Annotated in this window: 13 protein-coding genes; 1 reads left to right on the forward strand and 12 read right to left on the reverse strand. The window is 54.1% G+C overall.

Translation table 11 applies throughout. The annotated features are described in order from the left end of the window. Window positions 1-43 precede the first annotated feature (43 nt). The 3 genes from MHI24_RS16215 to MHI24_RS16225 all read right to left on the reverse strand — a co-directional run bounded on the left by MHI24_RS16215 (window position 44) and on the right by MHI24_RS16225 (window position 2,223). A complete protein-coding gene (locus tag MHI24_RS16215) occupies window positions 44-274 on the reverse strand; it encodes a cold-shock protein (RefSeq protein ID WP_340020601.1) in 231 nt (76 codons plus the stop codon). Window positions 275-381: 107 nt separating this feature from the next. Further along, on the reverse strand, window positions 382-582 hold the full coding sequence (locus MHI24_RS16220) for a cold-shock protein (RefSeq protein WP_039878010.1): 201 nt from the start codon (window positions 580-582) through the stop codon (window positions 382-384). Window positions 583-975: 393 nt separating this feature from the next. Continuing rightward, window positions 976-2,223 carry a trypsin-like peptidase domain-containing protein gene (locus tag MHI24_RS16225; RefSeq protein ID WP_340020602.1) on the reverse strand — a complete coding sequence of 416 codons (1,248 nt, stop codon included), beginning with the start codon at window positions 2,221-2,223 and terminating at the stop codon, window positions 976-978. A gap of 358 nt (window positions 2,224-2,581) precedes the next feature. Between MHI24_RS16225 and MHI24_RS16230 the strand changes: the two genes are divergently transcribed. Continuing rightward, complete coding sequence (locus MHI24_RS16230) at window positions 2,582-2,788, forward strand: hypothetical protein (RefSeq protein WP_340020603.1); 207 nt, start codon at window positions 2,582-2,584, stop codon at window positions 2,786-2,788. Here MHI24_RS16230 and MHI24_RS16235 read toward each other — a convergent pair. From MHI24_RS16235 to dnaB, 9 genes are all read right to left on the reverse strand, one after another. After that, window positions 2,757-3,563 carry an MBL fold metallo-hydrolase gene (locus MHI24_RS16235; RefSeq protein WP_340020604.1) on the reverse strand — a complete coding sequence of 269 codons (807 nt, stop codon included), beginning with the start codon at window positions 3,561-3,563 and terminating at the stop codon, window positions 2,757-2,759. The two genes, MHI24_RS16230 and MHI24_RS16235, sit on opposite strands and share 32 nt — an antisense overlap. 18 nt (window positions 3,564-3,581) lie before the next feature. Further along, a complete protein-coding gene (gene yycI / locus MHI24_RS16240) occupies window positions 3,582-4,322 on the reverse strand; it encodes a two-component system regulatory protein YycI (protein WP_340020605.1) in 741 nt (246 codons plus the stop codon). Window positions 4,323-4,372: 50 nt separating this feature from the next. Then, a complete protein-coding gene (gene yycH, locus MHI24_RS16245) occupies window positions 4,373-5,665 on the reverse strand; it encodes a two-component system activity regulator YycH (protein ID WP_340020606.1) in 1,293 nt (430 codons plus the stop codon). Then, window positions 5,662-7,494 (reverse strand): cell wall metabolism sensor histidine kinase WalK, encoded by a 1,833-nt coding sequence (gene walK / locus MHI24_RS16250; protein WP_340020607.1) that lies wholly within the window; start codon window positions 7,492-7,494, stop codon window positions 5,662-5,664. Before walK ends, yycH begins: the two co-directional genes overlap by 4 nt. Beyond that, window positions 7,494-8,225: a response regulator YycF gene (gene yycF, locus MHI24_RS16255; protein ID WP_340020608.1), complete on the reverse strand. Its 732-nt coding sequence runs from the start codon at window positions 8,223-8,225 to the stop codon at window positions 7,494-7,496. Before yycF ends, walK begins: the two co-directional genes overlap by 1 nt. Window positions 8,226-8,370: 145 nt before the next feature. Next, window positions 8,371-9,954 (reverse strand): M23 family metallopeptidase, encoded by a 1,584-nt coding sequence (locus MHI24_RS16260; protein ID WP_340020609.1) that lies wholly within the window; start codon window positions 9,952-9,954, stop codon window positions 8,371-8,373. Window positions 9,955-10,268: 314 nt separating this feature from the next. Next, a complete protein-coding gene (locus tag MHI24_RS16265) occupies window positions 10,269-10,925 on the reverse strand; it encodes a hypothetical protein (protein ID WP_340020610.1) in 657 nt (218 codons plus the stop codon). Between the two features lie 209 nt (window positions 10,926-11,134). Next, window positions 11,135-12,421 carry an adenylosuccinate synthase gene (locus MHI24_RS16270; protein ID WP_340020611.1) on the reverse strand — a complete coding sequence of 429 codons (1,287 nt, stop codon included), beginning with the start codon at window positions 12,419-12,421 and terminating at the stop codon, window positions 11,135-11,137. A gap of 215 nt (window positions 12,422-12,636) precedes the next feature. Beyond that, window positions 12,637-13,998 (reverse strand): replicative DNA helicase, encoded by a 1,362-nt coding sequence (dnaB, locus tag MHI24_RS16275; RefSeq protein WP_340020612.1) that lies wholly within the window; start codon window positions 13,996-13,998, stop codon window positions 12,637-12,639. Between the last annotated feature and the right edge of the window lies 1 nt (window position 13,999).

Below are 13,999 nucleotides of genomic sequence, written 5' to 3' on the forward strand. Positions count from 1 at the left end.
TTTGTTCACCTGTATCAGGTCTTGGCTCATAAAGGTTATGGGTCTAGGTAATGGAAATACCTTTCTTAAGCGATTTGAGATCGCCATTTGAATTAAGCAATTGCGGCAGCATCTTCATGCTGCGGGCCATCGGAGAATGGCAGAGAGGACATTCAGGCGCATGTTCAAAAGAGAAATTGTCCCTCATCCATCCGTTGCATTCATCGTTCGTACAGGCCCAGATTGCGGTGTTTTCTTCAGGTATTTCTTCCAGAGGCTTCTTCCGGTAGTTCATTGCCGTTCCTCCTTCCTTTATGCTGCAAGCTGAGGTTACCAGTCTATTCGGTTATGATAAAAAAAGACCGTCCCAACTTTCACAAGCGGGGACGGTTCTTCAATTAATTACAGTTTTACAACGTTTTCGGCTTGTGGTCCACGGTTGCCTTGAACAACGTTGAATTCAACGCGTTGGCCTTCATCCAAAGTCTTGAAGCCTTCGCCTGTGATAGCGCTGAAGTGTACGAATACGTCGCTTCCGCCTTCAACTTCGATGAATCCGAATCCTTTTTCTGCGTTGAACCATTTAACTGTACCTGTTTGCATGTGTGTTACCTCCACAAATTTAAATTAATATGTTCTTTTTATCTTCAGACAAAGAAAAAATTCACACATTGAAAAAGGTTGTTCCAAGTTGACAGCCCTTTTCAATACGAGAATTAGGTATCAATCTGTGTCTGTATAAGTAATTTAATGTTACCACACCTCAATAACAAAGGCAAGCTATCTTATCCTAATTTCTCCGGATTTTCCCTATTCAGGTCCTGCTCCCAATGTAAGGGCTACCAGACAAACAGACGAACCATAAATCATACTATTCTTTACCCCGTTGCCGCCCTTTTGAAACGGCCCCGCCCCCTTATTTATTCTTTAAGGGGACGGCTTGAACCGTTTCCTTGATCGTGACTGCTTCACTATTATATACAGGCAATTCCCAAATTATTCTCCCGGCTTCTCCAAAAGCTTCACGGTCGCCTGCTTCACTTCACCGTTGCGGTAGAAGGTAATCTTCAGCTTGTCACCGATCTTGGTATGATCGTACAGATATTTGCGCAGGGCCAGGGTTGAGGTAATCGGCTTGTCATCGAACTTCGTAATCACATCGTTGAATTGCAGACCCGCTTCCTTCGCTGGTCCAACAGCATCCAGCACCACGACACCGTCGGTGACCGTCTTCGGAAGATTCAGCTCCTTCCGCTGATCCTCGGCCAGCGGCACATACGGATTATTCAAATCCACCGAATACACACCCAGGTACGAACGGGCAATCCGTCCCTTGGCCGTCAGCTCATTGGCGGTATCCATCACATGGTTGGCCGGAATGGCGAAGCCTAGACCCTCTACGCCTGTATCGGAGATCTTCATCGTATTGATTCCGATCACCTTGCCGTTCAGGTCAACCAGCGCACCGCCGCTATTGCCTTCATTGATGGCGGCATCGGTCTGAATGACCTCCTGCTCCCAGTCATATACGCCGTCCTGATTCAGGGATACCGGAATCGTCCGCTCCGTATAGCTGACAATGCCTGAGGTCAGCGTGTCACCCAGCCCCAGCGGATTGCCGATGGCAATAACGGTCTCGCCCAGCCGCAGCTTGGAGGAATCACCGATCTCTGCAACCGTATGGATGCCTTTGGCGTCAATAGAGAGCACTGCAATATCGCTGACCTTATCTGCACCCACCAGCTCCGCTTTGCGTGTCTCGCCGTCAACCGTTACGATCTCCAGCTTACCCGCGCCTTCAATCACATGATTATTGGTAATGATAAATGCCTTATTATCGTCTTTTTTATAGATAACTCCCGAGCCTAATGCCGATTCATCGAGAATATTGAGTTCCTTGTTATCTTCCTTATGGTTAATAATGCTGACTACCGCCGGACGGACATGTGCCGCGGCCTGAATGATCCGGTCATAGGGGTCGGAGCTGCTGGCAGCCACTTTATCAATAATCACCGGAGCCTGGGCCTTCTCCCGGGTGAACTGTCCTGTTACCGTGCCGAACAGCAGGACGGCTACCACCGCACTGCAGAGCGAGCAGATCAGCGCAACCTGCCACGTTGCCAGGGACCGCTTTGATTTACGGACCGCCCATTTGCCATCCGCGAATCCGCCGGAGGATTTGGACTTGCCGTTTCTGCGCCGTGACACCTTGGTTGAATAGAAATCATCATCGAATAATCCCACGTTACCTTCTCTCCCCTCTATTGCCACTGCATTCATGACCTGAACGCCAAGCAACCACGCCCGAGCTTAACTGCTATATCTCTTAGACTTCAAGAAGTGCTAAAAGGTTTCACATGATTTATTCACCACATTTCTGTGGGTTCTAAGCGCAAGGGATGTCTCTTATTCTTGCAAGCTACCAAAATATCAAACGCTTGTATAAGGAATATTTTGCAACTTAAAAGACTACAATAGTGTTAGAACGCTTTATATTGATTGTATCACAGGCAGCGGTGCGGCCCACATTTTTTCTGTGTAAAAAAGCTGTAAATAATTTACTCTCACATAACAAATGATTTCCTAAGGAGGGCTGGAGACAATGGAGTCTTTTTCAGCTAGTATGGATCTGGTACAGTTTATCGGCAAGCTGGGTGACCTGAAGGATGAGCACTACCAGCTGATTCTCGTTCAACATGCGATGATTGAGCTGCTGATTGATAAAGGGGTATTCTCCCGCCAGGAGCTGGAGCACAAGGTGACCGAGATTGACCGCCTTATGACTGGCTCACCTTATCCCATGGCGTAGGCCGGTCATAGTAGGTATCGCAGAGCCGGAATTCGCTGTCTTTATAAAAGCAGCCCCGGTCCTCCATCGCCCCGCGCACGGACATCTTCGCCAGATCCATCATATTATGGTCCCTGCTTAAATGTGCCAGATAGGCGCGTTTGGTCCGTCCCGTCAGAATCTCGCTGAGCGCTGCGCCTGCCGCCTCATTGGACAGATGGCCCAGATCGCCGAGAATCCGCCGTTTCGTATTCCACGGATACCGCCCCATCCGCAGCATTTCAATGTCATGATTCGATTCCAGCACCAGCACATCAGCATCGGAGATGGCCGCTTTCACCTTATCGCTGACATACCCGAGATCGGTCGCCACACACAGCTTCTCCTTGCCGTCGTAGAAATTATAAGCCACCGGCTCCGCTGCATCATGGGAAATCGCGAATGACTCCACCCGCATACTGCCGAAATCCCGGTGCTGTCCGGTCTCCAGAATAATTTTGTTATGCTCGGCAATCTTGCCGATCCCCTTCTCGATTGCCCCCCAGGTGTTCTGGTTCGCATAGATGGGAAGATCATATTTGCGGGCCATCGCGCCAAGCCCCTTAATATGGTCGGAATGCTCATGGGTTACCAGAATCCCGTCCAGATCTGTTCCTGTCAGCTCACGCATCGCCAGCAGCTCATCGATCCGCTTCGCACTTAAGCCCGCATCGATCATAAGTGTGGTCTCGCCGTTACGCACCACCGTCACATTCCCGGTAGAACCGCTGGACAGCACTGTAAATGAAATTCCCATATCTCTCTCCTGCTCCTTCTACTCTGTTGTCTTGGGACTGATAATGTCCGCACTGATCGCATCCATATAATAGGCGCTTCCGTCCTCCAGGATGAACCGCCACATCGGCGAAGCCACCTGACTCTCAGAGTTGAACAGCTCGCCGTAATAGCCCAGCTCAATCTCCTTCACTGCCGCATCCGCCGGAAAATACTTCTCGATCAGACTGCTCAGCGCCTGTGAGGCCGGAAGCACCTTCTGCAGATTATCGCTGCGGCTCGCCCCGATCTCAATCTGCGGCATGCGGTACGCCACAATCTTCTGGTCGCTGTTAATCAGCTCCAGCCTCACTCTGAACAATGACCACTTGCCGTCTACCAGCGGATGCAGGACGAACTTGCCTACCTCACTCTCCTGCGAATCGAACCGGTAATTAGCTATGTCGGGAATCTCGTTCTTCAGCAGGCTGCTCAGCTCAGAGAACGATGAATACATCAGCTTGCTGTCAATCGGCTCCTTCAGCTTCACCGGCGGCTCGTTCTGCTCCTCTCCGGAGTAGCGGTACGTGATATCCGGCAGCTGCGGAGTGGCCGCCGGGATCGGGCACAGCAGCCGGATGCCCTTCTCCTCCATCACCGCCTGGGTCTCGGCGGACAGGGAAGTGAAGTCAAGCCCTGCGCTGACCTGATCGCGCACATCCACCCACAGCTGATAACACAGCAGCAGATTAAGCACCAGAAAGGCGTATATCAGTACACTTTTGGCCCTGCCCCAGTCCATCCCGTTCCCTCCTTAGCTCACAGCTTCATCATCCTTGCCGCCGGTATTTCTCAGTTCAGCATAACCACACTTCCGTCAAGCAGCGTGACCCGCCAGACCGGATGGAGCTGCAGCTTATTCTCCTTCAATGAAGGCATATATGCCGGTGTAAGGTCGGTGATCCGCTGGATACTGCTGACCTGAGCCAGCTGCTGCTTCAGCGCTTCGCCGCCGGACAGCTCGACGATCACCTTCTCTGACTTACTCTCATCCATATACATCAGGGAGCGCTCATAGGACGAGACGGTTCCCTGCTGCAGCTCCAGATGAATGACGCCGTACTGCAGCTGCGGATTACTCATGATCGGATAGGAGCCGGACGGATAAGCCCCGTAATATTGCTGGAATGTAACCTTGCGGTCCTGCCGGCCCTCCTCGGTAGCAGCCAGCCGGTAGGTTCCATTCCATCCGCCGTGCCGGTTGACGAAGTCCACCGCCTCCAGCGCATCCTTGGCCGGGGTGCTGTCGCCGTCAGGCAGGGCAGCCGGATCGCTGTAGCTCATCCAGTTCTGCTCCTGGTCCACCTGCAGGCTGCGCTTGCTGTCGGTGTAGATCCGGGAGCCGTCCTTCTCGGGAATATAACGGGTGCTGCCCGCATCGAAGAACAGATTGCTCTGCATCTGCTCAATGGTGTACATCCCCGCAGGCATGGTCACCTCGACCAGCGGAACCGCCGCCTCCGGCACATAATAATCTCCGTTCACGGTGGTGTATCTGGTCAGATTCCTGCCGAAGTCCACATGCTGCTGCACATCCTGCACCGTAAGGTCGGCCTTGGCTGCCTCGTACACAATATCCCCGCGGGTGCTGAAGAAGATGGCATGGGCCTTGGAGTCATTCTTGACATTGTAGATCCAGATCCGGTCAATGCTCTCCCCCTCGAACAGGGAATCCGGGGAGATCTGCATCACCCGCTGCAGCAGCGTGACCGGAATGCCTGATCCGAATGACAGCTCAATGCCCGGATTCTCGCGGCGGATCTTGTCCCAATCGAAATCCTGCACCGACCGCCGCTGGAAGCTCTCGAAGCTGCGGCCGTTCAGACGGTTCAGAATCAGATTATAGAAGGTGGAGCTGGGATAGAACAGCGTATGCTTGTCCTCGCCCATATGGATAACCATTCTGTCCGGGTACAGCAGATTCTCGACCTTCTCTTCCGGGCCCATATTATCAGTCTTCACATACAGGTTCTTCGACAGCACCGCCGAGTCGCTGCCCGGCAGCCTGTAGATCAGATAATAGCTCTCCACAAGGCTTCCGAGAATGAGCACGACCAGCACCCATGATTTGATTTTCTCCTTCACGCCTCACTCCCCCTTTGCTTCATCAAAGGCAGCGTGAACGTGACCAGCGACCCTTGATTCAGCTCCGACTGCAGGGAAATGGAGCCGCCGTGGGCTTTGACAATTTCCCGGGCAATGGACAGTCCCAGACCTGTGCCGCCCATATTCCGCGAGCGGGCCTTATCCACTCTATAGAACCGTTCAAAAATACGCTCAATGTCCTTCTTCGGAATTCCGATACCGGAATCGCGGACCGACACGGCCAGCATTCCTTCCTCGTTCTTCTCCGCCTCCAGCTGAATCGTTCCGCCCTCCGGCGTATACTTCAAGGCATTGGAGACCAGGTTGCCGAGCACCTGATCGATCTGATCCCGGTCCAGCCAGGCTGTAGCGACCTCCTTGCGCACGCGGGTGCTGATATGAATCCGCTTCTGGCGGATCTGGAAGGAGAAGCGGTCGGCCACATCCTCCAGCATCTCGGAGATATCCGTCTGCTGGATACGCAGGCTGGATTCCTTGGAATCGAGCCGCGACAGATGCAGGAGATCGGTCACCAGCCGGATCATCCGCTCCGTCTCATTGCGGATCACTCCGACGAACCGCACGGCCAGCTGCGGGTCCTCCAGCGCGCCGTCATCCAGCGCCTCCGCATAGCTCTTGATGGTCGTCAGCGGCGTCCGCAGCTCATGCGATACATTGGCTACGAACTCCCGGCGTGATTCCTCCAGATTCTCCTGCTCCGTGACATCCTGCAGCACGGCAATCGTTCCGGCAATCCGTCCGCCCTCGCGGCGGTGGATCGGCGTGAAGGTAACCCGCACGATGTTGGGGTCCTCACCGCCCATGGGAGACAGATGAAGCATCGCCGACTGGGCAATGCCCTGTGTTACCGACACCGACTGCTCATGGTCCAGACCAAGCAGCCCGCCGAGCGGAGCACCCTCCGGAAGCGGCCCGTCTGTCCCCAGCATCAGAGCGGCGCGTGTATTCATCAGAATGACCGCCCCGTTCTCATCGGTTGCCACCACACCATCACTCATGTTCGCCAGAATAGAGGTAAGCTTCTCCTTCTCCTCTTCATTCTGCTGCAGCGCCTCGCGCAGCCTGTCCGTCATATAGTTGAAGGCCTGGCTGAGCTGCCCGATCTCATCGTTGCCGAACACGGGAACCTTGCGGTTGAACCGGCCTTCGGCCACCGCAGTAGCATGCTTGGTCATCTCCTTGATCGGATGGGTAATGGTATGGGCCAGAATAACCCCCAGCACTGCCGTCAAGGCCAGGGCAAGCAGCAGCCCCGAGAGGAATACGCTGTTAATCCGGCTCATCGTCGCATACAGATCCTTCATATCGGCAGCGATATAGATCGCTCCTACGACCTTATCACCGGAGATCACCGGCTTGGCCACTACCTTCTTGCGCACATTATCATCGGCGATGATATATTCCTCGTTATCGCTGATGCCCTGCAAGGCGCGGCTGACAACGGTCTGCGTATTTCGCTGGCCCACATAGTCATTCTGGGAGGGAACCGAGGTGGTAATAATCTTGCCGCTCGCGTCCAGCACCTGAATCTCTGCGCCATTGATATAGAGATTGTTCACCATGCCGCGCAGGCTCTCCACCGCCGATTCCTCATCGGCCGTCCCCGTCTCGCTCCCGAACTTGTCTGCGGTGAGGATCGAGAGCATCTCAGCCCGGGCCTTCAGGTCCTTGGTGAAATTATCGGTCAGCGAGTTCTTCATCGAGCTGACGAAGTACACGCCGATCAGCTGCATCGCAATCAGAATCAGCAGTACATAGATCACAATAAGCCTGGCCTGGATCGTCCGAAAAAAGGACCATGCTTTCATCACAACCCTCCGTTTTTGGGGCTATGCATCAAATAACCGAGTCCGCGCCGGGTATGGATATATTCCGGCTTGCTGGGATTCTCCTCAATTTTCTCTCTGAGCCGGCGGATCGTCACATCGACCGTCCGCACATCGCCGAAGTACTCAAAGCCCCATACGGCCTGCAGCAAATGCTCCCGCGTCATGACCTTGCCGGCATGACGGATCATATAATAGAGCAGCTCATATTCCCGATGCGTCAGATCAAGCGGCTCGCCATCCTTGTAGACCATGTACATATCCGTGTCGATGAATAGTCCGAAATGGTATACGCCCTGTTTGCTCTCCACAGGCTCGCTGGGCGTCTCCGACAGGGCCGGCTTATGCTGGCGGCGCATCTGTGCCTTGACCCGGGCCAGCAGCTCCCGGGTGCTGAACGGCTTGGTCACGTAATCATCGGCCCCCAGCTCCAGGCCCAGCACCTTATCAATCTCTCCGTCCTTGGCCGTAAGCATGATGATCGGAATATCGAGATGCGCCGAGCGCACCTCACGGCAGACATCCATCCCGTCCTTGCCGGGCAGCATGAGGTCGAGCAGCATCAGATCCGGGCGGCTGGACAGCGCCAGCTCAACGGCACTGTTACCGTCGAAGGCACAGATCACCTCGTAGCCCTCTTTTTCCAGATTGAATTTCAATATATCAGCAATAGGCTGTTCATCATCCACTACCAGAATCGTTCCCATTTGCATATGGTCAGCTTCACCTTTCTAACGGTAACTAGAAACCTGATTCCTATATTCTAACATACCTGCCTTGGCGTCACATCTAACGAAATGAAATAAACAACCGCCCGAAATGATCCGGGCGGTTGTCAGAAGTCGGAGCCGTCAATTGTTATCTCAGGAATCTCATCGGGTTCATCGCTGTTCCGTTCTTGCGGATCTCGAAATGCAGGTGTGTTCCGGTAGAGCGGCCGGTGTTGCCCATAATACCGATCTGCGTGCCTTGTCCGACCCGTTGTCCGGCGGAGACCGAGATTCTGCTCAGATGCCCGTAGTACGTAGAGTATCCATTGTTGTGGTTAACGATAACCACATTGCCGTACCCGCGCTGCACCCCGGCGAAGCTTACCGTCCCTGCGTCTGCTGCCTTGATCGTGCGGTTGCCCGAGACCAGATCTAGGCCCTTATGGGTGCGTCCCCAACGCTCGCCGTAGCTGCTGGAGATTCTGGCTCCGGTGACCGGCCAGGCAAACATTCCGGTTGCCTCGCCCACAACCTTGGCTGTAACCTTCTTGGCAGTCTTCTCCGCGACCTTGGTTCCTGAGTAGACCACCTCAGGCAGGGAGGCCTTCACCACTTCCTGGCCCAGCCATTCCTCCTGGACCACCCGCCCGTTCTCTTTGGTCAGCCGGTACTGCATCGTCTTCAGTCCGGTCTGCCCGGGGCGGACCACCTTACGCTTACCGGCCGGGAGCTGATCGCTCTTGCGGATAATGACCTCCGGCTCCGTGACTACCTGCTCGCTGACATGCTCTACTGTGACCACGGTCAGATCCGGCTGGGGAACCGTCAGCTGCAATTCATCGCCAATCTGCAGGCTAAGCTCCTTCACCCCCGGATTGTTGCGGAAGATCTCCGCCTGGGGGATCTTGAACTGGGAAGCGATGGCGGAGACCGTGTCGCCTTCCTGAACCGAATACACCAGCGGCGCTTCCTTGCCTTCGGTCAGCAGCTTCACGGCTTCCTGAACACTCAGCACCTTGTTGGGATCAGCCTTTACCGGAACGACGCTAACCGCTTCGCGGATTTTGACCGATTCCACCTTGTCGGCTGCCGCAGGGGCAGCCGTCTTCGCCTTCGCCGCCGTCTTTACCAGCTTCGCGGAAGGCGCAGCCGCTGCCTGCGGAGTGTAATGCTCCTTCACTGCCTTAAGGACCGCGGCCGCTGTCTCCTGATCCTTCACGATGCCCAGCGGCTCGCCGTCCACCTCCAGCTGTACGCCTACGGCATAAGCTTTGAGCATAGTATCCAGCTTGTCCAGCGTAGCTTCGCTGTCCACCTCCGGCTTATAGGCCTGCTGCGCCTCCGTAGTGATGCCGCTGGTCTGCAGCACCATTTCCGTATCCGGATATTTGAGCTGATACTCCTGGCGCTTCTCTTCGAACAGCTTAGTCAGTTCCTCCTGCCGGTTCAGGGCACCAATCTCCTTGCCCTTCACCAGCACCTTGTAATAGGTTACCGTATTCGCTGCAACCTCTCTCTTGTGTGCCCCTACCAGGAAGGCAGACAGAAGCACCAGGCCGGCTGAAGCCAGAACCCACGAACGCCAGCGTCTCCGGGATTTCGTTCCCGGCTGGAACACACGGGCTTCGCCTGTGCCCATCTCCGCCTGTTGACCTGCTGCTCCGGACCCTGCGGATGCTTCTTCATGGCTTTGCAGGTTCCCCGTCCGGTTCATAAACTTGAATCCTTTCATGAAACTCTCCCTTTCAGTCCGTCCATACGGTCCGCCGTAGCGGCTCAACTAATTTTATGGCCCCGATTTTTATAGCATAACTATATCTGCATATCGTATTATGTCTGTTTGCATGAGTGTGAATTTCCGCTGTGAAAAAGACACACAAAAGGTTACAAAATATTAACCCTTTGTAGTCCTTTTTTACTGTACCATACGCTGCTCAAAGATTTCAACTTTGCGGACACAACAAAACCCGCGGTTTTCGCGGGTTTCTTCCCAATTTTTGCGTTTTAAACAGCGATATCGTGTCCAAAAAGTGACAATTTTTATGATCACTCGGTTCCCTTCTTATCAGGTGTAAGCATTTTCATCAGAGCTGCATATTCATCCGCATCCACATATTTCGCAATGATTCCCTGCAATTCAGCTGCTTCGCTCTCTGTCAACCCGCCTTCCAGCATAGCGGAGATCTTGATCATCTCCTCCTGCGGAAGCTTGTTCATCAGAATATTGAAAATATTGGTTTTCTCGTCTGCGGGGAGGTTCTCCTTCAGATCATTCATCGCCTCCGGCGTCATGACCAGATTCTGGTCCAGTGTCCCCCTGCTCTGTTCCTCTCCCGCAGCTTGTCCCATCACCGGCAGGGCGTCCTCCGGTACATTCTCGTCCACTGTCTTCTCATCCGTGTGACCGGAGGATGCTCCCCCGTCCTTCTTCTCTTCATCCGCCTTCACCTTGCTTGAATCAGCCTTATCTCCGCCCTCCTTAGAGGTTTTCACGGTTTCTTTGGAGGCCGGGCTGCCGCCCATTCCCGTCAGACTCTTCACGAAGCCGCCGATGCCGGGTCCCGGTCCGTCCAGTTTGATCTCGAAGCTGGCCAGCACAGATTGGATATACGTATTTACTACATACGCTGTTGTCAGCATGGACAGTACGCTGGACAGCAGAACAATCAGGCAGATGCCCAGCGTGCGCTTCATTACCTTCATTATCATCTCTCCCTTGCAACCCTGCTCTATCCTACTCATGAGAATCAGTTCCATATGATCCTATTCTCTTAGTATTGACTAGAACACGGCCCGGGAAACGTCCCTGCACCACATAAGCATAGTTCTTCTTCGTACATATACAGCAGAACAGGGACCTCAACGAGGCCCCTGTTCCTGATTCATTCTATTGATTCTAAACTGCTGTGCGCTTAGATATAGATAGGCTGAACTTGATTCGTCTGTTCCCGGTTGCGGCCTACAGAGAAGATCGAGATCGGAATGCCGGTCAGCTCCGAGACCCGTTCTACATATCTGCGCGTATTGGCCGGAAGATCGTCCAGCGTCTTCGCGGAGGTGATATCCTCGCTCCAGCCTGGAAGCTCCTCATATACTGCCTCACACTCCGCCAGCATCTTCAGGCTGGCCGGGTAGTGGGTAATCACTTCGCCGCGGTATTTGTAGCCCGTGCAGATCTTAACCGTCTCAAGGCCGCTAAGCACGTCCAGTGAATTCAGCGACAGGCCGGTAATTCCGCTGACGCGGCGGGCATGGCGCACCACTACACTGTCGAACCAGCCTACACGGCGGGCACGGCCGGTAACCGTTCCGTATTCATGTCCCGTCTCCCGGATATAATCACCGGTGGCATCGTTCAGCTCTGTCGGGAACGGACCGTCACCGACACGGGTTGTGTACGACTTGGCTACACCGATGACCTGCTGAATCTTGGACGGGCCTACGCCCGAGCCGATGCAGACCCCGCCCGCCGACGGATTCGATGAAGTCACGAACGGATACGTCCCTTGGTCAATATCCAGCATGACCCCTTGCGCGCCCTCGAACAACACCTTGGCATCCTTGTCAATGGCATCGTTCAGCACCACTGAGGTATCGGTTACATAGTTACGCAGCACTTCGGCATACTCCAGATATTTCTTCAGAATCTCTTCTACATCCAGCGGCTCGGCACCGTAGACCTGGGTGATGACCTGGTTCTTCTCTGCCATCAGCGGGCGGAGTCTCAGCTCGAATTCCTCAGCATCCATCAGATCGGCAATCCGGATGCCGTTGCGGGCCGCTTTATCCATATAGCACGGGCCAATCCCTTTGCGGGTAGTACCGATTTTGTTCGGGCCCTTGCGGTCTTCCTCCAGCGCATCAAGCACCATATGATAAGGCATAATGACATGGGCACGGTCGCTGATGACCAGATTCTTCGTATCGAAGCCGTTGTCATGAATATAATTAATTTCCTGGATCAGGGCTTCGGGATTAATAACCATTCCGTTGCCGATTACGCAAGTCTTCTCTTTATAGAATACACCCGATGGAATCAAGCTCAGCTTGAACTTCTTTCCGTCAATCAGAATCGTGTGACCGGCATTGTTACCCCCCTGATACCGGGCGACCACATCTGCACTTTCCGCCAGAAAATCCGTGATCTTGCCTTTGCCTTCGTCTCCCCATTGTGTTCCCACGACGACTACCGTTGACATGTTCATTCCTCCGTAGGTGCTTACAGGCACCATTATTTTTCCACATATAAAAGGGGCTCTGTACGCGCTTCTGAAGTACGCAGCCCTCCGGATATCAGGCAGGCGAACCTGCCAAACACAATAATCAGTGTAACAGCGGCACTTTTTAAAGTCAAACAAAAACGAACGATCACCACAAGAATAGTGCGATCGTTCGTGTATTGTGCGAAATTTATCTAACCTGCAAACGGTTCGGCATGGGCCCGCTCGTAGTTGACGAACTTGTTGAAGTTCTTGAGGAACACCAGCTCTACCGTTCCTACAGGGCCGTTACGCTGCTTGGCGATAATAATCTCGATAATATTCTTCTTCTCAGTATCCTGATTATAGTAATCATCGCGGTACAGGAACGCAACGATGTCAGCATCCTGCTCAATCGAGCCCGATTCACGAAGGTCACTCATCATCGGCCGTTTGTCCTGGCGCTGCTCGACACCACGGCTGAGCTGGGACAGGGCAATGACCGGAACATCAAGCTCACGGGCAATCTGCTTCAGGGTACGGGAGATTTCCGATACCTCCTGCTGGCGGTTCTCGCCGGGCTTGCCGCGGCCCTGAATCAGCTGGAGGTAGTCAATGACGATCATGCCCAGACCCTTCTCCTTCTTCAGCCTGCGGCATTTCGCCCGGATGTCATTCACCGTAATGCCGGGCGTATCATCAATATAGATTTCAGATTCGGACAAGGACTGGATACCCATCGTAAGCTTCGACCAGTCATCATCGCTCTTGAAGTCACCGGTACGCATAATGTTGGCGTCCAGGTTGGCCTCCGCGCAGATCATACGCTGTACCAGCTGGGGCGCCGACATTTCGAGACTGAAGATGGCTACAGTCTCCTTGGCCCGTACCGCCACATTCTGGGCGATATTCAGGGCGAACGCCGTCTTCCCTACGGAAGGACGGGCCGCCACAATAATAAGGTCATTGCGCTGGAAGCCGTTCGTCATATGGTCCAGATCGACGAAGCCGGTTGGAATCCCTGACGTTCCGCCCTTATTCTGATGGAGCAGCTCCACCCGGTCGAATACCTGCATCAGCACATCGCGGATCGCGATGAATCCGCTGCCGCTGCGCCGGTTCGAGATTTCCAGAATCCGCCGTTCGGCGTCGCTTAGCATGATGCTTACGTCTTCGCCGCCGGTGTAGCCTTCGCTGACAATCTGTGTGGCGGTGCGGATCAGCCTCCGCAGCATCGCCTTCTCTTCGATAATCTGAGCATAATAGTCCACGTTGGCTGCAGTCGGCACCGCATGTGCCAGCTTAGCCAAATAGCTGACACCGCCAATATCCTCAAGCTCTCCCCGGTCCTGAAGCCGGGAGGTCAGGGTAATCAGGTCAATCGGCTGGCTCTCTTCTCCAAGCTGCACCATCGCTTCAAAGATCATCTGATGCGGTTTGTCGTAGAAGTCTTCCGTACTCACCCGCTCCATCGCGGTTATGAGCGCTTCATCGGACAGCAGCACCGCACCCAGCACGGCCTGTTCCGCTTCCAGATTCTGCGGGGGGACCCGGTCGAAAAAGAGATCTCCGCCCATC

The sequence above is a fragment of the Paenibacillus sp. FSL K6-1096 genome, assembly GCF_037977055.1.
In the GTDB taxonomy this organism is placed as follows: domain Bacteria; phylum Bacillota; class Bacilli; order Paenibacillales; family Paenibacillaceae; genus Paenibacillus_AQ.